General features: G+C 73.4%; 20 protein-coding genes. 15 read left to right on the forward strand and 5 right to left on the reverse strand.

Annotation, left to right across the window (positions count from 1 at the left end):
- Positions 1 to 1,097: glycoside hydrolase family 26 protein (locus DKT69_RS01430; RefSeq protein ID WP_497529357.1), on the forward strand; the 1,097-nt coding region annotated here is incomplete at its 5' end.
- Positions 1,098 to 1,155: 58 nt separating this feature from the next.
- Here DKT69_RS01430 and DKT69_RS01435 read toward each other — a convergent pair.
- The 4 genes from DKT69_RS01435 to DKT69_RS01450 are packed head-to-tail and all read right to left on the reverse strand — an operon-like array spanning position 1,156 to position 4,211.
- A complete protein-coding gene (locus DKT69_RS01435; RefSeq protein WP_109799800.1) occupies positions 1,156 to 2,070 on the reverse strand; it encodes a glycosyltransferase family 2 protein in 915 nt (304 codons plus the stop codon).
- Positions 2,071 to 2,125: 55 nt separating this feature from the next.
- Entirely contained in the window at positions 2,126 to 3,157 is a 1,032-nt protein-coding gene (locus tag DKT69_RS01440) for a sulfotransferase family protein (protein ID WP_109799801.1), read from the reverse strand.
- Entirely contained in the window at positions 3,154 to 3,738 is a 585-nt protein-coding gene (locus DKT69_RS01445) for a glycosyltransferase (protein ID WP_109799802.1), read from the reverse strand. Before DKT69_RS01445 ends, DKT69_RS01440 begins: the two co-directional genes overlap by 4 nt.
- Complete coding sequence (locus DKT69_RS01450) at positions 3,735 to 4,211, reverse strand: glycosyltransferase family protein (protein ID WP_109799803.1); 477 nt, start codon at positions 4,209 to 4,211, stop codon at positions 3,735 to 3,737. The genes DKT69_RS01445 and DKT69_RS01450 overlap by 4 nt, the downstream gene beginning before the upstream one ends.
- A 498-nt stretch (positions 4,212 to 4,709) precedes the next feature.
- Here DKT69_RS01450 and DKT69_RS01455 point away from each other — a divergent pair, with 498 nt between their 5' ends.
- The 9 genes from DKT69_RS01455 to DKT69_RS01495 all read left to right on the forward strand — a co-directional run bounded on the left by DKT69_RS01455 (position 4,710) and on the right by DKT69_RS01495 (position 18,111).
- Positions 4,710 to 6,521: a Wzz/FepE/Etk N-terminal domain-containing protein gene (locus DKT69_RS01455; protein ID WP_109799804.1), complete on the forward strand. Its 1,812-nt coding sequence runs from the start codon at positions 4,710 to 4,712 to the stop codon at positions 6,519 to 6,521.
- Positions 6,518 to 7,519, forward strand: a complete 1,002-nt coding sequence (locus DKT69_RS01460) for a DUF3048 domain-containing protein (protein WP_109799805.1) — start codon at positions 6,518 to 6,520, stop codon at positions 7,517 to 7,519. Before DKT69_RS01455 ends, DKT69_RS01460 begins: the two co-directional genes overlap by 4 nt.
- A complete protein-coding gene (locus DKT69_RS01465) occupies positions 7,516 to 9,003 on the forward strand; it encodes an O-antigen ligase family protein (RefSeq protein WP_109799806.1) in 1,488 nt (495 codons plus the stop codon). Before DKT69_RS01460 ends, DKT69_RS01465 begins: the two co-directional genes overlap by 4 nt.
- Positions 9,003 to 10,223 (forward strand): hypothetical protein, encoded by a 1,221-nt coding sequence (locus DKT69_RS01470; protein ID WP_109799807.1) that lies wholly within the window; start codon positions 9,003 to 9,005, stop codon positions 10,221 to 10,223. The genes DKT69_RS01465 and DKT69_RS01470 overlap by 1 nt, the downstream gene beginning before the upstream one ends.
- A gap of 17 nt (positions 10,224 to 10,240) precedes the next feature.
- Positions 10,241 to 11,104 carry a sulfotransferase gene (locus tag DKT69_RS01475; RefSeq protein ID WP_109799808.1) on the forward strand — a complete coding sequence of 288 codons (864 nt, stop codon included), beginning with the start codon at positions 10,241 to 10,243 and terminating at the stop codon, positions 11,102 to 11,104.
- A complete protein-coding gene (locus tag DKT69_RS01480) occupies positions 11,074 to 12,696 on the forward strand; it encodes an oligosaccharide flippase family protein (RefSeq protein WP_236647258.1) in 1,623 nt (540 codons plus the stop codon). Before DKT69_RS01475 ends, DKT69_RS01480 begins: the two co-directional genes overlap by 31 nt.
- A gap of 28 nt (positions 12,697 to 12,724) precedes the next feature.
- A complete protein-coding gene (locus DKT69_RS01485; protein ID WP_109799809.1) occupies positions 12,725 to 13,657 on the forward strand; it encodes a sulfotransferase family protein in 933 nt (310 codons plus the stop codon).
- 134 nt (positions 13,658 to 13,791) lie between these two features.
- Entirely contained in the window at positions 13,792 to 14,826 is a 1,035-nt protein-coding gene (locus DKT69_RS01490) for a glycoside hydrolase family 26 protein (protein WP_109799810.1), read from the forward strand.
- A 243-nt stretch (positions 14,827 to 15,069) separates the two neighbouring features.
- On the forward strand, positions 15,070 to 18,111 hold the full coding sequence (locus tag DKT69_RS01495; protein ID WP_236647259.1) for a malectin domain-containing carbohydrate-binding protein: 3,042 nt from the start codon (positions 15,070 to 15,072) through the stop codon (positions 18,109 to 18,111).
- Between the two features lie 77 nt (positions 18,112 to 18,188).
- Here DKT69_RS01495 and DKT69_RS01500 read toward each other — a convergent pair whose 3' ends face one another.
- A complete protein-coding gene (locus DKT69_RS01500) occupies positions 18,189 to 18,581 on the reverse strand; it encodes a CBS domain-containing protein (RefSeq protein WP_109799812.1) in 393 nt (130 codons plus the stop codon).
- 114 nt (positions 18,582 to 18,695) lie between these two features.
- Between DKT69_RS01500 and DKT69_RS01505 the strand changes: the two genes are divergently transcribed.
- The 5 genes from DKT69_RS01505 (at position 18,696) to DKT69_RS01525 (ending at position 21,901) form a co-directional block, all read left to right on the forward strand.
- Positions 18,696 to 19,145 (forward strand): NUDIX hydrolase, encoded by a 450-nt coding sequence (locus DKT69_RS01505; RefSeq protein ID WP_201749438.1) that lies wholly within the window; start codon positions 18,696 to 18,698, stop codon positions 19,143 to 19,145.
- A complete protein-coding gene (locus DKT69_RS01510) occupies positions 19,142 to 19,333 on the forward strand; it encodes a hypothetical protein (protein WP_109799813.1) in 192 nt (63 codons plus the stop codon). Before DKT69_RS01505 ends, DKT69_RS01510 begins: the two co-directional genes overlap by 4 nt.
- A gap of 81 nt (positions 19,334 to 19,414) precedes the next feature.
- Positions 19,415 to 20,146: a phosphocholine cytidylyltransferase family protein gene (locus DKT69_RS01515; protein ID WP_109799814.1), complete on the forward strand. Its 732-nt coding sequence runs from the start codon at positions 19,415 to 19,417 to the stop codon at positions 20,144 to 20,146.
- Complete coding sequence (locus tag DKT69_RS01520; RefSeq protein WP_109799815.1) at positions 20,134 to 21,201, forward strand: iron-containing alcohol dehydrogenase family protein; 1,068 nt, start codon at positions 20,134 to 20,136, stop codon at positions 21,199 to 21,201. Before DKT69_RS01515 ends, DKT69_RS01520 begins: the two co-directional genes overlap by 13 nt.
- Positions 21,176 to 21,901, forward strand: a complete 726-nt coding sequence (locus DKT69_RS01525) for a CDP-alcohol phosphatidyltransferase family protein (protein ID WP_109799816.1) — start codon at positions 21,176 to 21,178, stop codon at positions 21,899 to 21,901. Before DKT69_RS01520 ends, DKT69_RS01525 begins: the two co-directional genes overlap by 26 nt.
- The last annotated feature ends 5 nt before the right edge of the window (positions 21,902 to 21,906 follow it).

A 21,906-nucleotide genomic window follows, 5' to 3' on the forward strand; every position in this document is an offset into this window, starting at 1 on the left:
CCAGGGCGAGGGTCACGGCCGCCCCGCCCGGCTTGCCCCGCCGTCGCTGGCGGTTGGCCGTCGCGGCGGCCGTGACCCTCGCCCTGGCGAGCGGCGGCGTGGCCGTGGCGACGTTGCGCGAGCCGGACCGGTCGCCGCAGGCGGGCCCGAACCAACCGAGTCTCGCACCGACCGGGGCACCCGCTCCCGGGAGTGCCGCGCCCTCGGCCACCCCGAGCGGGGTGGCCGGGCTCGGCGGCCGACCGGCCAGCGCCTCGCCGTCCGCCTCGGCCGCCGGGCGCGGCCCGGCCTTCGCCGGCACCCGCCTGACCCTGCCCGGCGCGTCGATCGCGGTACAGAGTGGCGAGACGTTCGGCCAGGCACTCTCCCGGTCCGACCGGACCTTCGGCAGGCTCCGGATGGCCCGGGTCTTCTACCCCGGGCTCCCGCCGGCCTGGAACGGCAGCCGGGCCGACGTCGTCGACCGGACGGTCGTGGTCTCCTTCAAGGCCGCCCCCCAGGAGGTCAACAGCGGGAAGTACGACTCCCGGCTGGCGTCCTGGTTCGCCTCGATCCCCCGCGACCACAACGTGTACTGGTCGTACTTCCACGAGCCGGAGGACGACGTCGAGCGGGGCGCCTTCACGCCGGCCGCCTACAAGGCAGCCTGGCGCCGGATCGCCGGGCTGGCCGACCGGGCGGACAACCCGAAGCTGATCAACACGATCATCCTGATGTGCTGGACGCTCGACCCCAAGTCCGGGCGGAACTTCGACGCCTTCTACCCCGGCGGCGACCTGGTCGAGACGCTCGGCTGGGACTGTTACAACTGGGGCGCGAAGTGGAAGCGGTACGCGTCCCCGCAGGAGATCTACGGCCGAATGATCAGCAAGTCCCGGGAGTTGGGCAAGCCCTGGGGCGTGGCGGAGACCGGCAGTGACCTGGTGCCCGGCGACTCCGGCACCGGGCGGGCCACGTGGATCCGGTCCATGGCCGGCTACCTCAACGGCCAGCGGCCGGAGTTCGTGGCGTACTACAACCAGGTGGTCAGCCAGGGCGACTTCCGCCTGCGGGACTCGCCGAGCATCCAGGCCTGGCGGTCGTTCTGCGTGGCCTGAGCCGGCAGCGACGAAAACGGGCGGGTGACCGGTTGGTCACCCGCCCGTCGCGTTCCGCTCAGATGCCCCGGCCGCGCTTGTGCAGCGTGCGCAGCACCCGGTCGGCGTGCACCGCCCGGGTCGCCACCGCCAGCGCCAGGTAGGCGCGCGGCTCCTTCGGGTTGCGGGCCAGCGTGCGCCGCGCCCACCGGACGGCGTCCCGCCGGTTGCCCATCGCGGCCTGCGCGAAGGCGATCTGGCCGGCCACCCGGGCCTCGCCGTGCGGCACGGTGGCGAACTCGGGATAGCGCTGCAGCAGCCACTGCAACGCCGTCGAGATCGTCTCCCACCGCTGCGCGAAGTACGACCGCTTGTGCCACCGGACCAGCACGTACGGACTGTCCACGTTGACCAGCGGGGCGTACCGGGCGGCTCGGAGCAGGAACTCGTAGTCCTCCGCGTAGCTGCCCGGGATCTGCTCGTCGACCAGGCCGATCCCGTCGAGCAGGGCGGCCCGCCGGATCAGGAAGGTCGACGGGTGCAGCTCGGTGAGCCGGTCGCGCAGCAGCGCCTCCAGCGACACCCGGGGCCGGTCCAGCGACCGGTCCACCGTCCGGTCGTCGTAGCTGACCCGGATGCCGCAGCTCACCAGCGCCCCGTCGGGGTGGACGTCGAGCGCGCCGAGCTGGGCGGCGAGCTTCCCCGGCAGCCACTCGTCGTCGTCGTCGCAGAACGCGACCAGGTCGCCGGTGGCCGCCTCGATCCCGGTGTTCCGCGCGCCGGCCAGCCCGGGCGTACGGGTGTTGGTGATGACCCGCACCCGACGGTCGCCCCGGTCCATCTCCAGCGACCGGTCCGGCTCGGACTGGTCGTAGACCACGACCGCCTCGATCGGGCCCGGGTGCGCCTGGCTGAGGATCGCGTCGAGTGCCGCGCGCAGCAGCTCGGGACGGTCCCGCGTCGGCACGACGACGGAAATGCTCGGACCGGTCACTGTGCCTCCACTGTTCGCGACTGCGGGGCTCGCAAGCCCGGCTCACTCCTCGCGCTCACGATGTCTCCACGGAATCGGAGCCCCGCTGGCCCAGATAGCCGTAGCGGACTCGGAAGGGCAGGGTGGCCAGGCTGACCACGGCCCGGCTGCGGCGGGGCAGCCGGCTGCGCCACGCCTCGTCCCGGCGCACCTGCAGCGGGCCGCCGCTGAACCGCAGCGGGTTGCCGGCGACGCTGTGCACCCGGACCGGCGACGCGGGCGGCGACGGCTCCAGGTCGCCGCCCGGCGCCGGTCGCGCCGAGCGGGAGTCGTCGCCGGTGAGGATGCGCAGCGCCGCCGGGTCGTCCGGCAGGCCGGCGAACTCGCGGAGCCGGCGGACGGTGCCGGCCGGGTCGGCGGTGAAGTCCTCGTACCGCAGCCGGAGCACCGACGCCCGGGAGGCGAGCAGGTGGAACGCCGCGTTCTGCGCGGTCCACAGCTTGCTCACCTCGAACGGCGAGAACGTCGGCATGAAGTCCTCGCCGTCGACCACCTCGGGGCGGCGCACCTGCTTGCCCCAGGAGTACGCCACCGCCCGGCTGTCCCGGACCAGGTGCAGCACCCGCAGGTCGAGGCCCTCGGCCCAGCGCAGCGCGAACGCCAGCGAGGCGTGCTTGCTGGAGTCCACCACCACCCGGGCGCCGGTCACCTTGGTCGCCGCTCGGTAGATGCGGGTGTAGAGGTCGGCGTACCGGCGGACGTCGGCGAGCTCCGCCGGGGCGAGCGAGGCCCTGGCCAGGCGGGGGATGTGCCGGGTCCGGTCGACCCGGTCCTTGAGCGCCAGCACCTCGTCCCGGTCGACGGTCGACCAGCCGCCGAAGGCGTGCTCGCCGACCTGCCGCCAGAACGGGCAGGCGGTGAAGCGTTCGCCGCACCCGCACCGCTCGTCGGCGCCGAGCGCCCGCTCCCAGAGGTGGACCACCTCCCCCACCGCGCACACGTCCGGGCTCTGCGCGAGCAGCAGTTCCAGCAGGGTGGAGCCGCTGCGGCCGAGGCCGCCGACGAAGAGCACCCGGGGCAGGTCGGCCGCCGTTCCGTCCCCGTTCATGGGCGCCGCCCACCGATGCGCTGGCGGACCCGCCGCGCCACCAGGTCGTCGACGACCCGGCCGACCCGGGCCACCGCCTCGGCGCGCGGATCCGGCCGGTCCGGGTCCGCTGCCAGGACGAACCGGGACGGGTCGGCGAGCCCCTCGTCGAGGGCGGCGACCAGCTCGGCCTCGGACTCGCAGAGCCGGACCAGGCCGGCCGCGCCGAGCCGGCGCGCGAAGAGCTGCTGGTGGTTGTCCACGTGCTCGTCGTGCGTCGGATCCCGGGGCACCACGATCGGCAGGTGACCGGTGCGCCGCGCCTCGGTGATGGTGGCCGGGCCGCCGTGACTCAGCACGAGCGTGGCCTCGGCCATCGCCCGCTGGAGTTCCTCGTGGCCGAGGAACGGTGCGGCGCCGGGCAGCCGCGGGGCGCGGCTGTGGCCGTACTGGAGGACGAGCCGGACCTCGGCGTGGTCCGCGTGCCAGCGCTCCAGCCAGTCCACCAGTCGGTCGAACCGGTGCACGTCGGTGCCCACCACGGCCAGCACGTACGGCGCCGAACCGCGGCCGTCGCGCGGCCGGGGAATGTAGGCGGTCACAGCAGGTTCCCCACGACGGTCGCCTCCGGGTACATCCGGCGCTGCTCCTCCCACTGGACGAGCATCGCGGAGAGGAAGGGTCGGCAGAGCCGGGCGGTCAGCGTCGCGCTGTCGATCCGGTCGTAGACCTCGATGTACACCGTCGGGATGCGCCGCAGCCGGGCCGCGACGACGAACGGCAGGGCCACCCCGGCGCCGGTGGTGACCACCGCGTCGACCGGGCGACGGCGCATCACGCGCAGCGCCAGGAAGGCGTTGCGGACCAGGTTCCGCACGTTCCGGGTGGTGGGGTGATGGGCCCACACGACGTCCTCGCCGTCGAGCAGCGATCGGGCGTCCGGGGTGTCGAAGGTGACCCAGGCGCGCGGCCGGTCCCGGTACCACGGCTCCAGGGCCAGCAGCTGGGCGAGATGCCCGCCACTGGACCCGACGAGCAGGACCTGACCCGCGCCCTCGGTTGACCCGCCTACCAACGTTCCTCCCCGTCCGGTGCCACCGCGCCCGGATCTCGGTGACTGACCCTCGGACGCGCCATGACAACCTATCGGCGCGGGGGTGGACAACTGAAGTGGCCGTTGGACCGATCCGGCACCACCGGTCCGGCGCGCGTCCGGCGGACCGGCGCGCCCTCGGCCGGGGCCGCCGCCGACCCCGGCCGAGGGCGAGGTCAGGCGTGGTCCGGGGCCACCGCACCACGACCGGTCGGGAGTGTGTCAGGATTCCGTCACCCGCTCCAGGCGAGGCGTCGACGTGGACGCCGTGACCGGTGCGGGTCGGCGGGGAGCGCGGAACCCCGCCGAATGGTCAGGCGGGGTCGGCCACATCTACGCGGTCCACCTACACCTGGGCATGCTTACCGGGACGCGAGCAGACTTTCCCTCATCGTTCGGATCGGGGACACTCAAAGCCACGGTCCGGTCCAGCTGCGCCGTGGACTGCCCGGCTCGGTCGAAAGGGAGCGACACACTCTGATGCCCTCACCCCACCTGGCCGAGAGCGATTCCGACGGGCCCGTCCTGATGGCCTACCTGGGCTGGCTCCGCCGCCGCTGGTGGATCCTGCTCCTCGCGGCGGTCCTCGGCACGGCCGGCGGCCTGGCGGTGAGCCAGTTCCAGCACGCGCGGTACACGTCGACCACCTCGCTGCTGGTGCGCCCGCTGGGTGCCGGCGCGGACAGCAACCCGAACGCCAAGGTGAACCTCGACACCGAGGCGCAGGTGGTCCGCTCGCTCGTCGTCGCGGACCGGGCGCGCACGCTGATGAAGAGCACGACCCCGGCCGACCAGCTGCTCCAGTCGGCGACGGTCACCGTGCCGCCGAACAGCCAGGTCCTCCAGGTGGCGTACGAGGCGGACAGCCCAGCCCAGGCCCAGGCCGGGTCGCACGCCTTCGCGCAGGCGTACCTGGACCTGCGCAAGGCCACCGCCCAGAAGAGCCTCGACAACGAGACCACCTCGCTGAAGCAGCAGATCACGGACGTCACCAAGCAGCTCGGCACGGTCGCCGGGCGGATCGCGGCGGCGCCGGCCAACTCGGTCGAGCGGGAGCGGGCCGAGGCCGACCGGAGCGTGCTGACCAACCAGCTCGCCTCGCTGAACAACCGGCTCAGCCCGCTGCTCTCCGCCGACACCGACCCGGGCGAGATCATCTCCGACGCCCGGCTGCCGACCAGCCCCAGCTCGCCGAACCGGACGCTGAACCTGGCCAGCGGCATGGGCGCCGGGCTGCTGCTCGGCATCGTGCTGGCGCTGGCGCTGGACCGGCTCGACACCCGGGTCCGCCGCGGCCGGGACATCTCCGACCGGGTCGGGCTGCCGCTGCTGCTGGAGCTTCCGCCGCGCACCTCGGCGCTGGCGGTGCTGCCGGCGACCCACAAGATCTCCCGCGAGCTGGGCCGGCTGCGCAACGTGCTGCTCTCCGCGGTGCCCGAACCCGCCCAGGCGGGCCGGGGGCGTCAGCTCCTGCTCTGCGACGGCTCGGCCGGCACGGCCGCCGGTTTCGTCGCCGCGAACCTGGCCGCCGCGTACGCCCGTACCGGCCAGCAGGTCGCCCTGATCACCACCAAGCCGGACTCGGCCCTGACCGCGATCACCGGGGTCGCCGAGGGCCGGCACAGCCTGGCCGCGGTGCTCCGCCGGGACGTCCCGGCGCTGAAGGCGCTGGCCCCGGTCCCCGGGCTGGGCCAGCTGCGGGTGCTGGTCCCCGGCGACCTCGACGCGGACGTCGAGCTGCCGGTGGCGGCGCTGCTGGAGATCCTGGCCGAGCTGGCGGCCCGCTTCGACCACGTGCTGATCGAGACCGCGCAGCCGACCCTCGCGGTCGAGGCGCAGGCGTTGGGCCGGCACGTCGACGCGGTGATCATGGTGGCGGAGGCGGGACGTACCCGCAGCGGCGAGCTGACCGCCGCGCTGCGCCAGTTCGAGCAGGTCGACGCCCCGGTCATCGGCGCCGTGCTCGCCCCGCGCCTGCCCGCACCGGCCGGCGGCGGCCCGGCCGGCAAGCCGGCGATCCCGGCCAACCGGCCCAAGCCGCGGCCGGGCCCCGGCCCCTCCGCCGGCGCGATGTCGGTGGAATCGACCATGGTGCTGCCCCGGATGAAGCCGTCCGCGTCGGGCGCGTCGGGCGGCGCGTCCGGGTCGGCCAAGCCGACGAATGCGGGCGGTCCGCTGCCGGTGACCGGCAACGGGCCCGGCAGCACCTACCGGTCGCGGGGTGACGGCCCGGGAACGGACGGCCCGGGCCGCGGCAGCTACGCCCTGGACTCCGGCGAGGACCTGGGGTGAACCGCCGGCAGATGCTCCGCGCCGCCCTCGCCCCGGCCCTCGTGGTCGGCTTCGGCACGGCGTGCAGCGAACCCCAGCCCGCCGGCAGCATAGATGTGGTCGATCCGGGCGCGGCGGCGACGCCCGCCCCGAGCCCGACCCCGAGCCAGCCGCCGGCCCCGCTGACGGGCCTGCCGGTCAGCGCCGCGCCGGTGGCCGCCCGGCAGGCGGTCGCCGTGCCGATCCGGGTCACCCCGTCCAGCGCGCCGGCCGGCCTCGGCTCGGCCGACCTGGTGTACGTCGAGTTCGCCGAGTCCGACTCCCTGCACCTGACGGCGGTGTTCCAGTCCCGGGACGCCGCCAAGGTCGGCCCGGTCACCGAGATCCGCCCGGTCGACATCCGGTCCGTCGGCGTGCTGCGGCCCTTCGTCGGCTACGACGGCGGGCCGACCGGCTTCCTCAGTCAGTTCGAGAAGTCCGGGCTCACCGGGGTCACCCCGGCCGACGACGGCGACAAGGTCTTCACCTCGGACTACACCTCCACCGCCGCGCTGTGGAAGGCCGCGCCGAAGGGCGGCCAGCCGCCCACGCCGGTCTTCGACTACGCGACCGCCGGCACCGCCCTGGCCGCCCGCGACCTCGCCCCGGCCCGGGAGCTGACCGTCACGGTCTCCGGCGGACCGCCGATGGTCTGGCGGTACGACGAGCAGAAGTCCCTCTGGGTCGGCAAGGTCGGCACCACCACCGTCACCGCCGCATCGGTGATCGTGCTGACCATGGAGTACCGGACGCTGGACGTCCGGCACCCGTCGCCGCGCTCGCTGCCCTCGGCCAATGTCTTCGGCGAGGGCGCGGTCGTCGCGGTCTCCGGCCCGTCGAGCGCCAAGGGCGCCTGGCGCAAGCCCGGCCAGCAGTTGGTCTGCAACGTCGCCGACCTGGGCGGCGACCTGCTGCACCCGCAGGCGGGCAACGCCTGGGTGATCTACGCGCCGACCACCGCCAAGGTCACCGTGAGATGAGTACGGTCACCCCGCACCGCCCCGCCCGCGGGTCGGCCCCGGCCGGTGGGCAGCGCCCCCAGCCCGGTGCGGCCCGGCTCGCGCCGGTGCCGGTCCAACCACGGGCCTGGTCGCTGCGGTTGCCGGCGGGGTGGCCGCTGAGTGCGCTCTTCGTGCTCTACCCGCTCTGGTGGGCGCTCGGGGTGTCGTCGTTCGTCTTCGTCATCTTCGCCGTGCCGATGCTGGTGCAGCTGCGCCGCCGCGGTCCGGTACTGGTGCCGCCCGGGTTCGGGCTCTGGCTCGTGCTGCTGCTCTGGGTGCTGCTGTCGGCGCTGATGCTCGACCTCACCGCACCCAACACGCTCCCCGCGTCCGGCGACGGCCGCTACATCGGCTGGGGCATCCGGCTGGCCAACTACCTCGCCATGACCGTGGTCATGCTCTACGTGCTCAACCTGCGCGAACGGGAGCTGCCCCAGCGACGGGTGGTCCGGCTCTTCGGCTTCATGGCCGTCGTCGTCGTGATCGGCGGTTACCTCGGCTCGCTCTTCCCCACCTTCAGCTTCGTCGCGCCGCTGCACTTCGTGCTGCCGCACTCCATCGCCAGCCAGCCCTTCGTCGCCTCGCTGATGCAGGTGGAGTTCGCCCAGGTCCAGCAGGTGCTGGCGGGCGAGGCCAGCTCGCCGCGCCCCTCCGCACCGTTCGAGTACACCAACTCGTGGGGCGAGAACACCGCGATCCTGCTGATCTGGCTGCTGGTCGGGTGGGTGGTGCTGGGCCGGCCGGTGCGCCGGCTGCTCGGCATCGCGATCGCGCTGGCGGCGGTCTTCCCGATCATCTACTCGCTCAACCGGGGCCTCTGGATCGGCCTGGGCATCTCCGCGGTCTACGTCGCGATCCGGCTGGCGCTGCGCGGCCGGATGGCGGTGCTCGGCGGGCTGGCCCTCGCGGTCGGGCTGATCGGCATCCTGGTCATCGCCACCCCCCTCGGCCGGACGTTCGACGAACGCCTGCAGAACGGGCACAGCGACGACATCCGCACCACTCTCTCCGAGGGCGCGATCGCCGCCGCGAACCACTCGCCCGTCCTGGGGTACGGCGGCAACCGGGCGCTGATCGGCAGCAACCGGTCGATCGCGATCGGCAAGTCCGACGACTGCAAGCAGTGCGGCAACCGGGAGCTGGGCAGCAACGGCCAGCTCTGGGCCCTGCTGGTCGGACAGGGGTACGTCGGGGCGTTCTGCTACAGCGCGTTCTTCCTCTACTGCCTCTGGCGGTTCCGGCACGACCACAGCGCGATCGGCGTCGCCGGCAGCCTGGTGGTGATCCTGATGCTCTTCTTCCAGTTCACCTACGGTGCGCTGGAAGCCACCCTCGCCTACGGCCTGATCTCGGTCGCCCTGCTCGCCCGCAACGACCGGCTGCGCCGGGCCGTCGCGCCGGCGCCGCCCAGGAGCACCGTGGGTGGGCTGCGGGCCCGAATCGAAGCAGCCGGTGACCGTTGATGGTGTTCCGTGTTCCCCCGGACGGCGACGGCCGCTCCGCGTACCTGGCCGAACTGGCGGAACTGATCTGGCCCGCACCCGCCGAACCGACGCTGCGCCGGGGCGGCCGGGGCTGGGTGGTGGTGCCCTCGGCGGCCCGCCCGCGGCTGCTGGTGCCCACCGGGTCGCCCCGGGCCGCGGCGAGCGCCGTCCGGCACTCCACCGAGGCGGTCGGCCGGAAGGCGAAGCTGGTCCGGCAGGGGCTGGCCACCGCGTTCCGGCTCGGGCTGGGGCCGCTGGTGTTCCGCGACCGGCTGGTGGTGCGCTCCGCCGCCGGCACGCTCGACGCGTACCTGGCCGAGGTGCTGGGCACCCGGTCGCTGGTCAGCATGCACATCGGGCCGGCGCGGGCCAACCGCAAGCCGGTGCTCCAGCTGCTCGGCCCGGACGGGCGGGCGCTCGGGTACGCCAAGCTGGGCGTCGACCCGCTCACCCGGACCCTGATCGACGTGGAGGCCGCCGCGCTGCGCCGGCTCGCCGACCTGCCGCTGGGCCCGGTGACCCTGGCCCGCGTGCTGCACCAGGCCGAGTGGCACGGCCACGCGCTGCTCGTACAGGAGGCCCTGCCGGTGCGACTGCCCCGGGCCACGCCAGCCGCCGCCGCGGCGGGCGAGCGGGCGGCGATGGTGGCGGTCGCCGGCTGCCTGGGCGTACGCCGCCGGTCGTACGCGGGCAGTGAACACGCGGCCCGGCTGGCCGACGCGATCGACGCGATCGACGCGCTCGGCCCGCGGCCGGAGGCCGGGCGGCTGCGCGCGGTGCTGAAGAGCGTCGCGGACGCCGACCCGACGGTGGCCTTCGGCGCCTGGCACGGCGACTGGAACGGCGGCAACAGCGCCGTCCTCGCCGACGGCCGGGTGCTGGTCTGGGACTGGGAGCGGTTCTCCTCCGACGTGCCGGTCGGCTACGACGCGTTGCACCGGGCGGTGCAGACCGCCATCGGGCACGACGGCGTGGAGCCGACCGACGCCGCCCGGGCACTGATCACGGACGCGGCGGGGACGCTGGCGCCGTTCGACCAGGACGGGCGGGACGCCGACCTGGTCGCCGTGCTCTACCTGGTGGAGCTGGCGGCGCGCTATCTGCGGGACCGGCAGGCGGAGGCGGGTGCGCGACTGGGGCACGTCGACGCCTGGCTGCTGCCGGCCGTCGAGGAGCACCTGGCCCGTCGGGCCCGGTGAGAGTGAGGAGTGGGGACGTGACGGTGGCCAAGGAGCAGGCGCTCCGAGCGGTGCGGACGGTGAGTCGGACGGTCGGTCGGTTGACCGCCGGATCCCGGATGACGCCCGGGTTCCTGATCGTGGGGGCGCAGCGCTGCGGCACCACCTCGCTGTTCAAGACGCTCTCCCAGCACCCCGGGGTGCTGCCGCCGGCGTACCACAAGGGTGTGCACTACTTCGACACCGACTACCAGCGGGGAATGAACTGGTACCTCGGGCACTTCCCCACCACCGCGAAGGCGGAGGCGGTCCGGGAGCAGCTCGGCGTACGTGGGGTCACCGGCGAGTCGAGCCCGTTCTACATGTTCCACCCGCTGGCTGGCGCGCGGATCGCGAAGGACCTGCCCGGGGTGCGGCTGCTCGTGCTGCTGCGCGACCCGGTGGAGCGGGCGTACTCGGCGCACTCGCACGAGCTGGCCCGGGGCTACGAGACCGAGTCGTCGTTCGAGCGGGCGCTGGCGCTGGAGGAGGAGCGGACCGCCGGCGAGCGGGAGCGGATGACCGCCGACCCGGCGTACCTGAGCCACCACCTCCAGCACAACGCGTACCTGGCCCGGGGGCGGTACATCGAGCAGTTGGAACGGCTGGAGTCGCTGGTCGGCCGGGAGCGGCTGCACGTCATCGACAGCGACGACTTCTTCGCCGACCCGCGGCCGGCGTTCGACGCGGTCTGCGACTTCGTCGGCCTGCCCCGCTGGGCGGACATCTCCTTCGGCAAGCACAACTCGCGGTCCCGGTCGCCCATGTCGGCCGAGCTGCGGGCCCGGCTCGAGGAGCACTTCGCCCCGTACGACGAGCGGCTGGCCACCTGGTGGGGACGCGTGCCGTCGTGGCGGCGGTGACCCGGGCGGACACCGGTGCCGGCCCGGCGGTGACCGCCGAGGCCGGCGGTCCGGCCGCGGCGGCCGGCGCGGGCCTGGGTGGGGCGGCCCGGCAGGGCTTCGCCAACCTGGTCGGGGTCGGCATCGCCGCGGTGGCCGGCTTCGGGTTGAACATCGTCATCACCCGGGGTTGGTCGGTCCGCGAGGCCGGCATGTTCTTCGCCGCCGCCAGCGCGTTCATGATCGCGTCGTCGGCGGCCCGGCTCGGCACCGACGTGGGGACGGTCTACTTCGTCAGCCGGTACCGCGCCCTCGGCCAGCGCGACCGGATCCGCGGCACGGTGCTGGTGGGGCTGGTGCCGGTGCTGGCCGTCGGGGCGCTGCTCGCCCTGGCCGGCTGGCTGGCCGCCCCCGCGCTCGCCGAGCTGACCATGCCGGAGGCCGGTCCGGGCGCGGTGACCGCGCTGCGCATCCTGCTGGCCTTCGTGCCGCTGGCGGCGCTCACCGACTACGCGCTCGCCGCCTGCCGGGGTTTCGGGCAGATGCGCCCGCTGTTGACCGTGGAACGGCTCGGCCGGACGCTGGTCCAGTTCGTCGCGGTCGCCGTGGCCGCCTGGCTCGGCCTCTCCGCCACCAGCGCGCTGCCGCTGGCCTGGGCGGTGCCCTACCTGCTGACCGCCGCCGTCGCGCTGGCCTGGCTCGGCCGGCTGGTCCGGCGCGCCGAACGCGAGGTCGCCCGGCCGGTGCCGGCGCGCGAGCTGGCCGGACCGTTCTGGCGGTTCACCGGGCCCCGGGCACTGAGCAGCCTGGCCGCCATCATCGTGCAGCGGCTGGACATCGTGCTGCTCAGCGCGTTGCGCGGGCCGGCCGACGCGGCGGTCTACACCGCCGCGACCCGGTTCCTCGCGCTGGGCCAGCTCTCCAGCGTGGCGCTGGCCGGCTCGGTGCAGCACCGGATGGCCGCCGCCTTCGCCCGCGACGACCGGGCCGAGGCGCGACAGCTCTACCAGGCCGCGACCGGCTGGCTGGTGCTGCTCTCCTGGCCGGCGTACCTGGTCTTCGCCGCCTTCGCCGGGCCGATGCTGGCGCTCTTCGGCGCCGGCTACGGCGCGGGTCGCCGGGTGGTGGTGCTGCTCGCGCTGACCATGCTGGTGGCGACCGGCTGCGGCATGGTCGATATGGTGCTCAACATGGCCGGCCGGACCGCCTGGACCTTCTACAACGCGATGGCCGGCACCGCGGTCAACGTGGTCGCCAACGTCGCGCTCATCCCGGTGTACGGCATCGTCGGCGCCGCCCTGGCCTGGACCGCGTCCATCCTGCTCACCAACCTGGTACCGCTGGCGCAGCTCTGGTGGTCGCTGCGGCTGCACCCGTTCGGTCGGGGCACCCGCGCCGCGATGGCCCTCGCCACGGCCGCGTTCGGACTGCCGCTCGGGCTGGCCAGCCTGCTCGGCGCGGCGGCGCCGGTGCTCGCCCTGGTGACGGCGGTCGGCGCGGCGGCGTACCTGGCCGGCGCCTGGCGCTGGCGGACCACCCTGCACCTCGACGCGCTCCGCGCGCTGCGCCGGGGCCGGAACCGCTCCGGTCCGGCGCCCGCCGCACAGTCGTGACCTGCCCCTGCCCACCGATGGGACACCGATGACCAGCAGCACGCCCCTCGCCCCGCACACCGGCCTCTCCGCCGTGAAGGCCGCGAAACTCGCCGCCGTAGGTCTGGTGGCGGACCGGAAGGAACGCCGGGAGCTGGAGCGTCCGGTGCCGGCCGCCGGCCGGAAGCTGAGCCTCAAGGTCGAGCGGCCGATCTTCATCCTCGGCGCGCCCCGCTCCGGCACCACCTTCCTGGGCAGCTGCGTCGGGGCGCTGCCGGAGGTGTCGTACCACTTCGAGCCGCGGCTGACCAAGGCGGTGGCCCGCTGCGTGTACGAGGGCAGCTGGACCCCGCAGCGGGCGGCCCGCTACTTCCGCGGCTACTACGGCGCGCTGCTCGCCGCCTCCGGCCACGGCGGGCTGCGGTTCGCCGAGAAGGATCCGGAGAACTGCTTCATCGTGCCGTTCCTGACCGAGGTCTTCCCGGACGCGGTGTTCCTGCACGTCTACCGGGACGGCCGGGACGTGGCGGTGTCGCACGCCGAGCAGCCGTGGCTGAACGCCGCCTCCACCGGCACCGGGAAGAGCGGCCGCGGTGGCACCCCGTGGGGCGCGGCGCCGCGCTTCTGGGTCGAGCCGGAGCGGCGGGAGGAGTTCAGCCGGGTCTCCGACCTGGCCCGCTCGGCGTGGATGTGGCGCCGGTTCACCGGCAGCGCCCTGGCCCAGCTCGCCGAACTGCCCGCCGAGCGGGTACGCCACCTGCGCTACGAGGACATCGTCACCCGGCCGGCGGAGGCCGCCGGGGTGGTCGCCGACTTCCTCGAGGTGGGCGACCCGGCGGGGCGGCAGGCCCTGCTCGCCCGGTTCGGCCAGGCCCGCCCCGGCTCGGTCGGCCGATGGCGGGCCCGGCTCGACGAAACCAACCTGGCCGACGTCCGGGCCCAGGCCGAGCCGCTGCTGACCGAACTCGGCTACCCCGGGTGAGCTCCGCCGCGCCGGTAGAGTGCGTGGGGTCGTCCGGCCATCCTGGGCTCCGCTGAGGCGGAGCCGTCGGGGGAATCCGTGGCCGGCGACCTTCCTGGGGAGAGGTTGCGGTGGTACGACGACTACGACGGACGATGGCGGCTGTGCTCACCCTGGCCTGCCTGGCGCCCGCGCTGGCGGCCTGCGAGTCGAATCCCGCCGAGCGGCCGGCGGAGCGGGCGACGGTGGTGGCGCCACCACCTACGGTGGAGCCACGGACCGACCCGGTGCGGACCACCGGACTGGGGCCCGAGCCGCCGGAGCAGGGCGCCTGGCTCGGCGCCTGGGTCAAGCCGCAGTGGCACAACGCCACCGGGCGGGCCGCCGCGCTCGACCAGTTCAACCGGGCCGCAGGCGGGAAGCTCACCGTGGCGCACATGTTCCACCAGTGGAACGAGTCGTTCCCGGGCGCGACCGAGCAGGCGTTCCAGGCCATGGGGAAGCTCCAGATGATCTCCTGGCAGGGTACGGACACCCGGTCGACGGTCAGCGGCACCTACGACTCGCTGATCCGGCAGCGGGCCGAGGACGTGAAGGCGTTCGGGCTGCCGGTGCTGCTGCGGTACCGGTGGGAGATGGACCGGCCCAACCTGGCGGCCAGCATCCACTCACCGGAGGACTACGTCGCCGCCTGGAAGCACGTCCGGGGCATCTTCACCGAGGTCGGGGTCACCAACGCGGCCTGGGTGTGGTGCCCGCACGCGGACGGCTTCGCCTCGGACGAGCGGGCCGCGGCGGCGTACTACCCCGGTGACGACCAGGTGGACTGGCTCTGCGCCGACGTCTACCCGGGCCCGGAGTGGGCCAGCTTCAGCAACCGGATGGACCATTTCATGGCCTTCGCCCAGCAGCACCCCCGGCCGGTGGTGATCGGCGAGTACGGCCTGACCCAGGAGGGCCGGCCGGGCCAGCGGGCCAACTGGCTGCGCGAGGTGGCCCCGTACCTGAAGAAGCACCCGCAGATCAAGGCCGCGCTCTACTTCGCCGCGAAGCAGACCACCAAGCCGTTGTACGACAGCACGTTCGGCAACGACCCGGAGAGCGCGGCGGTCTTCCGCGAGATGGCCACCGACCCGTACTTCTCCCCGCCGCCGCCCGACCTGACCACCTCCGCGATCCCGGCCCGATGATCGGGGCTCGTCTTTTCGTGTGATCCGCACTGGCTGCGCGGGCCGGAGCGGCGGATTGCTCGGCCAATATCACGATCCCGGGTGGACGCGGCGCGCCTCGGTGCGAGAAGGTGTTGCTTTCACGTCTGTGGTCGGTCGTGCCGGTCGGACGCCTTACGCCTTCCGATCTCCCGGCCCCGATCGCAGCTCTCCGACGCGCCTCCGGAGTTGCCTGTGCCTTCCTCGTTCCTGAGACACCGCACGGTGTCCCTGTTCGGCGCCGCCGTCCTCGGCGTCGCCAGCCTCTTCACCGCCAGCCCCGCGCTCGCCGCCGCGCCGAACCACAACACCATGGTCGCGGAGGTGCCGTCCGACAAGACGCCGAACATCGTCGACGGCAGCGTGGTGGCGATCTACGACGCGGGCACGAAGGTGATCGCCGCCGGGTCGTTCACCCAGGCGGAGAACCGCGGCTCGTCCCCCACCACCGTCACGCAGAAGTACGTGCTGGCCTTCGACAAGTCCACCGGTGACATCGACACCGCCTTCAAGCCGGTGCTCGACCGTCCGGTGAACGCGGTGATTGCCGGGCCGACGCCGGGCACGGTCTACCTCGCCGGTGAATTCACCACCGCCAACGGCGTCAACCGGCGCAAGCTGGCGCTGGTCAACATCTCCGACGGCTCCCTGGTCACCACCTTCAAGGGCCCGGCGTTCAACGGCACCGTCAACGACATCGCCAAGGTCGGTGACCGGCTGCTGGTCGGCGGCATCTTCACCACCGCCGACGCGAGCACCCGCAACGGTCTCGCCTCGCTGGACGCCGCCACCGGCGCGCTGGACGGCTACCTGACCACCGCCCTGACCGAGAACCACAACTGGACCGAGGGCAGCACGGGCGCGAAGGCCGGCGTCGGGCCGGAGAAGCTCGCCGTCTCGCCGGACGGCAACCAGCTCGTGGTCATCGGCAACTTCAAGAAGGCCGACGGGTCGCTGCACGACCAGATCGTGCGGATCAGCCTCGGTGACACCTCGGCCACCGTGATGAACTGGAACACCGACCGCTACACCCCGACCTGCCGGGCGGCCTCCTTCGACTCGTACGTGCGCGACGTGCAGTTCTCGCCGGACGGCAAGTACTTCGTCGTGGCCACCACCGGCGGCGCGTACCCGGGGCTCTGCGACTCGGCGGCGCGGTGGGAAACCGCGGCGACCGGCGGCGGACAGCAGCCGACCTGGGTCAACTACAGCGGCGGCGACACCTTCCTCTCGGTCGGCATCAGCGAGCAGGCGGTCTACGTCGGCGGCCACTTCCGCTGGTCCAACAACTCCTCGGGCACGGACAAGGCCGCGCCGGGCGCGGTCGGCCGGCCCAGCATCGCCGCGCTCGACCCGACGAACGGCCTGCCGCTGTCCTGGAACCCGGGCCGGCACCCACGCGGCTACGGCGTCACCGAGATGCTGGTCACCCCGGAGGGCCTCTGGCTCGGCAGCGACCAGGACTGGATCGGCAACTTCAAGTACAAGCGGGCGAAGATCGCCTTCTTCCCGCTGACCGGCGGCAACGCCCCGCACTCCACGGCGACGAAGAGCCTGCCGGGCAACGTCTACCAGGCCGGCCGGGGGACCCAGCCCGAGGTGCTCTACCGGGTCAACGCCGGCGGGCCGACGCTGACCGCGATCGACGGCGGCCCGGACTGGTCCGGTGACGCCGCCACCGCCCCGAGCCCGTACCACAACAGCGGCAGCAGCGTCGCGACGTACACCACCAACGCGGTCCTCGACTCGACCGTGCCGGTCGGCACCCCGGTCGGGCTCTTCAACGCCGAGCGCTGGGACGCCTCGACCGCCCCGGAGATGCAGTGGGAATTCCCGGTCGCGGCGGGCACCGGGATCCAGGTGCGGCTCTACTTCGCCAACCGGTACTCGGGCACGTCGGCGGTCGGCAGCCGGAAGTTCGACGTCAGCATCGACGGCGTGCTGAAGCTGAACGACTTCGACCCGGTGGCCGGCGCGGGCGGCACCAACCGGGGCACGATGCGGGCGTTCTCGCTGATCAGCGACGGCATGGTCGACATCGATTTCGGCCACGTGCTGGAGAACCCGATCGTCCAGGGCGTCGAGGTCATCCGGACCGCGGTGCCGCCGTCGGCCACCGACGTGCTCTACCGGGTGAACGCGGGCGGCCCGGCGCTGACCGCGAGCAGCGGCCCGAGCTGGGCGACCGACAGCTCGACCGCGCCGAGCAAGTACCACAACACCGGCAGCAGCGTCTCGGCGTACACCACCAACGCGACGCTCGACCTGACCATCCCGGCCGGCACCCCGGTCGCGCTGTTCAACGCCGAGCGGTACGACCTGTCGTCCACCCCGGACATGCAGTGGGACTTCCCGGTGACCGCCGGGCAGCAGGTCCAGGTCCGGCTCTACCTGGCCAACCGCTACTCCGGCACGGGAACGGTCGGCAAGCGGATCTTCGACGTCAAGATCGACGGCGTGGTGAAGCTGAACGACTTCGACCCGGTGGCCCAGACGGGCGGCACGAACCGGGGGACCATGCGGTCCTTCGTCATCACCAGTGACGGCAACGTCGACATCGACTTCGGTCGGGTCGTGGAGAACCCGCTGATCCAGGGCATCGAGATCGTCAAGATCCCGGCGGCGCCGTCCTCGACCGTGCTCAACAGCGTCACCAAGCGGTCGTACGACGGGGCCACCACGGTCGGCTCGGCGACCTCGGTCAGCAACAGCGACAACACCGGCTGGGGGGCCGCCAAGGGCGGCTTCTGGGTCGGCGGCACGCTCTTCTACGGGATGAACGGGTCGCTCTACCGGCGGTCCTTCGACGGCACCACGTTCGGTACGCCGAGCAAGGTCGACCCGTACCACGACGCCCTCTGGGACACCGTGCAGACAGGCTCGGCACCGGCCGGCACGTCGCAGACGTACGCGGGCATGGCGTCGAACTTCTACCTGGAAATCCCGTACGTGAACAGCATGTTCTACAGCGCCGGCCGGCTCTACTACACCGTCAACGGGCAGCAGGCGCTCTACTGGCGCTGGTTCACCCCGGACACCGGCACGGTCGGGGCGGACAGGTTCACCGTCGCCGGCACCACCGGCTTCTCCGACGTCGGGGGCATGTTCGTCAGCGGCGGCAAGCTCTACACGGCGAGCCGGGGCAACGGCTACCTCTACTCCCGGGGCTGGTCCGCGGGCGCCCCGGCCGGCAGCGCCACGCTGGTCAGCGGGCCGACCGTGGACGGCGTGGACTGGCGCGGCAACGCGGTCTTCGTCGGTCCCTGACACACCGCACCGCACAGCGATGGCCCGGCCGGTATCGGCCGGGCCATCGCCCTTTCCGGGCCCGGTCCCCTCGCCGTTCAGGCGCGCGTCGGCGCGTGCTCCCGGGCCCACACTCGCATCAGGTCCCGGACGGAGATGACGCCCGCCACCTCCCGGCCGTCGAGCACCACCAGGTGCCGGAAGCCGCCGCGGGCCATGGCCGCCGCCGCCTCCTCCACCGTCCAGTCCGGGCCGGCGTAGACCACGTCCCAGGTCAGGTGAGCCGCCGTGCGTTCGACGTCGCAGTCCAACCCCGCGCCGATCGCGTTGAGCACGTCGCGTTCCGTCATGATCCCGACCCCTTCGGAGTCCGGATCGATCACCACCGCCGACCCGACACCGCGGGCCGACATCATCCGGGCCGCCTGCCGGAGCGTGTGCTCCGGGCCGACCACGAGAACCTCGCTGGACATCGCTTCTCGAACCTGCATCACACATCACCCCTGTGGGACGGCGGCACCGGTATGGACATGGTGGACCATCGATGCGTACCGGGACAAGGCCGGGCATCGCCGAAAACGGCTCGGGCTCGCTACTGTCGTCACGTGCCCACCGAGCCTCTCCGCTGTGCCGGCGCGCTGATCGTGGACGACGACGGCCGCATCTTCATCCAGCGCCGGTCCCCGGACCGGGCCGTTCTCCCCAACTGCTGGGACATCGTCGGCGGCCACCTGGAACCGGGCGAGGGGGTGGAGGACGCGCTGCGCCGCGAGGTCACCGAGGAGACCGGCTGGAGCGTCTCGCACGTCCTCGGGCTGGTCGGGGAGTACCGCTGGACCGGGGACGACGGGCTGGAACGGCTGGAGTCCGACTTCCTGGTCCGGGTGGACGGCGATCTCAGCCGGCCCCGGCTGGAGGTGGGCAAGCACACCGAGTTCCGCTGGCTGGGCGAGGAGGACGTCGCGCTGCTCGACGAGCACCGCCACGTCAACGACGGGCTGATCCGGCGGATCGCCGAGAACGGCTTCGCCGCGCTGCGGTCGATCGGTCTGTGAGCGACGGCGTCGAGCTGGCCCCGCACCGGTTCGCCGTCAACCGGCTGGGCACGCTGCGATACCACCGGGCGGACGCGCACGCCGCGGCGTGGCGGGCGGCGGGGCACACCGCGGCGGGCATCCCGGAGCTGCCGCCCGGGGCGGAGCGGCTGGCGATGCTCGCCGACCTGGCGGCCCTGCCCGGCTGAACCACGGCTGGCGGCAGCGGCGAAGTTCCCCGGCGCTATCCTCCACCGGTGACCCAGAGTCGTACGGAGGAGGATGCCGGCATGATCGGGATGGTGCTCGCGGCCGGTGCGGGGCGCCGACTGCGCCCGTACACCGACACCCTGCCCAAGGCGTTGGTGCCGGTGGACGGTGACACCACCATCCTGGACATCGCGCTGCGCAACCTCGCCGAGGTCGGGCTGACCGAGGTGGTGATCGTGGTCGGCTACGCGGCGGACGCGGTCGTCCAGCGGCAGGCCGCCCTGGAGGAGAAGTACGGCGTGACGATCACGCTGGTGCACAACGACAAGGCCGAGGAGTGGAACAACGCGTACTCGCTCTGGCTGGCCCGGGAGCATTTCGCCCGGGGCGTGCTGCTGGTCAACGGCGACACCGTGCACCCGGTGAGCGTGGAGAAGACCCTGCTGGCCGAGCGCGGCCCGGGCATCCTGCTGGCCATCGACAACATCAAGGCGCTGGCGGAGGAGGAGATGAAGACCACCTTCGACGCCGCCGGCCAGCTCACCCGGATCACCAAGCTGATGGACCCGCTCGAGGCGTACGGGGAGTACATCGGCGCGACGCTGATCGAGCCGCAGGTGGCCGACGCGCTCGCCGACGCGCTGGAGGCGACCTGGCGGCGCGACCCGAACCTCTACTACGAGGACGGCTACCAGGAGTTCGCCGACCGGGGCGGCGAGGTGCGGGCGGCGCCGATCGGTGACGTCTCCTGGGTCGAGGTCGACAACCACGCCGACCTGGCCCGGGCGTGGGAGATCGCATGCCGCTACTAGCCCGGACGATCCTCACCCCGCTGCACATCGACGTGCGGCGGGGCGCGGTGGCCGACCTGGCCGCGATCCTCGTCGACGGGCGGATCTCCGCTGGGGGCGACGTGGCGGTGGTGGTCGGGCCGGGGCAGGGCGAGCAGATCGCCGAGCTGATCCGGCCGTCGCTGCGCTCGGCGGACGTCTTCACCGTGGCCGGCGGCACCCTGGAGGCCGCCGATGAGCTGGGCGCCAAGCTGCGGGCCCGCTCGTACGACGCGGTGGTGGGCATCGGCGGCGGCAAGACCATCGACGTGGCGAAGTACGCCGCCACCCGGCGCGGCCTGCCGATGGTGACCATGGCGACCAGCCTGGCCAACGACGGCATCGCCTCCCCGGTGGCCAGCCTGGTCAGCGAGGGGATCAAGGGCTCCTACGGGGTGCACATCCCGATCGCGGTGATCGTCGACCTGGACTTCGTGGAGGCCGGCCCGGAGCGGCACAACCGGGCGGGCATCGGCGACGTGGTGAGCAACATCAGCGCGCTGGCCGACTGGGAGCTGGCCCGGCAGGTGCGCGGCGAGCCGGTCGACGGGCTGGCCGCCTCGCTGGCCCGGATGGGCGCCGAAGCGGTCCTCGCCCACCGCGGCGACATGACCCAGGACGCGTTCGTCACCGTGCTCGCCGAGGCGCTGATCTCCAGCGGGCTGGCCATGGCGGTCAGCGGCACCAGCCGGCCGGCCAGCGGCGGCTGCCACGAGATCATGCACGCGATCGACGCGCTCTTCCCGGGCACCGCCTCGCACGGCGAGCTGGCCGGGCTCGGGGCGCTCTTCTGCACCTTCCTGCGCGGCGACCACCGTCGTTTCGCGGAGATGTCGGCCTGCCTGGCCCGGCACGGCCTGCCCCGGCTCCCCGCCGACGTGGGGTTGACCGACGACGGGTTCGTGGAGGCGGTGCAGTTCGCGCCGGCCACCCGGCCGGACCGCTACACGATCCTCGAACACCTCGCGATGTCGCCTACCGAGACGCGGGCGCGGCTGGCAGACTACGCCGGTGCACTCCGCGACCACCTTGGCTGAGCCGTCCCGCCCCACCGTCGCCGACTTCCACCGGGTCAACCGGGGCGGCGGCCTGTTCAGCGAGTCGATCAGCCAGTGGCTGGGCGCGGTCTTCGCGCTGGTCGCCCAGCGGCTCGGGCTGCGCCCCACCGCGCTGACCATCGCCAACCTGGTGCTCGGCCTGGCCGCCTCGGTGACCGTGGTGGCGCTGGCCGGGCCGGTCGCCGCCGGGGACGTACCGGCCTGGGCGGTCGGGCTGGTCGCGCTGGTCGGCTGGCAGGTCGCGTACGCCCTCGACTGCGCCGACGGGCAGCTCGCCCGGGTGACCGGGCAGGGCACCGCGGCGGGCGCGCGGGTGGACGTGCTCTGCGACGTGGCCGCGCAGATCGCCCTGGTCACCGCCCTCGGCGCGACCGCCGTGGCGCAGCGCCCGTCGGCGCCGACCTGGCTGATCGCGGTCTTCGCCGGCACCTGGATGGTCAACCTGGTCACCTCGGTGATGCAGGCCGGCCCGAACGCGGCCAGCATGGTCACCTCGACCTCGCTGCCGGTACGCCTGGTGAAGTTGGTCCGCGACTACGGCGCGGTGATCTTCCTGGCCGGCCTGGTATTGACCGTCGCCCCGGCGCTCACGGTCTGGGTGATCGTGGCGTTCACGCTCGTCAACGGCGGTTTCCTCCTCGCCAGCATCGCCTTCTCCGCCCGCGCCTCCCTCCCCTGACCCCC

It is taken from the genome of Micromonospora sicca, assembly GCF_003172935.1.
GTDB lineage: Bacteria > Actinomycetota > Actinomycetes > Mycobacteriales > Micromonosporaceae > Micromonospora > Micromonospora sicca.

Coding starts and splice junctions, on each gene's coding strand:
- DKT69_RS01440 (WP_109799801.1), bottom strand. CDS start 3,157: ATGAACGGGGACGGAACGGCGGCCGACCTGCCCCGGGTGCTCTTCGTC.
- DKT69_RS01455 (WP_109799804.1), top strand. CDS start 4,710: ATGCCCTCACCCCACCTGGCCGAGAGCGATTCCGACGGGCCCGTCCTG.
- DKT69_RS01465 (WP_109799806.1), top strand. CDS start 7,516: ATGAGTACGGTCACCCCGCACCGCCCCGCCCGCGGGTCGGCCCCGGCC.
- DKT69_RS01470 (WP_109799807.1), top strand. CDS start 9,003: ATGGTGTTCCGTGTTCCCCCGGACGGCGACGGCCGCTCCGCGTACCTG.
- DKT69_RS01485 (WP_109799809.1), top strand. CDS start 12,725: ATGACCAGCAGCACGCCCCTCGCCCCGCACACCGGCCTCTCCGCCGTG.
- DKT69_RS01490 (WP_109799810.1), top strand. CDS start 13,792: ATGGCGGCTGTGCTCACCCTGGCCTGCCTGGCGCCCGCGCTGGCGGCC.
- DKT69_RS01500 (WP_109799812.1), bottom strand. CDS start 18,581: ATGCAGGTTCGAGAAGCGATGTCCAGCGAGGTTCTCGTGGTCGGCCCG.
- DKT69_RS01515 (WP_109799814.1), top strand. CDS start 19,415: ATGATCGGGATGGTGCTCGCGGCCGGTGCGGGGCGCCGACTGCGCCCG.
- DKT69_RS01520 (WP_109799815.1), top strand. CDS start 20,134: ATGCCGCTACTAGCCCGGACGATCCTCACCCCGCTGCACATCGACGTG.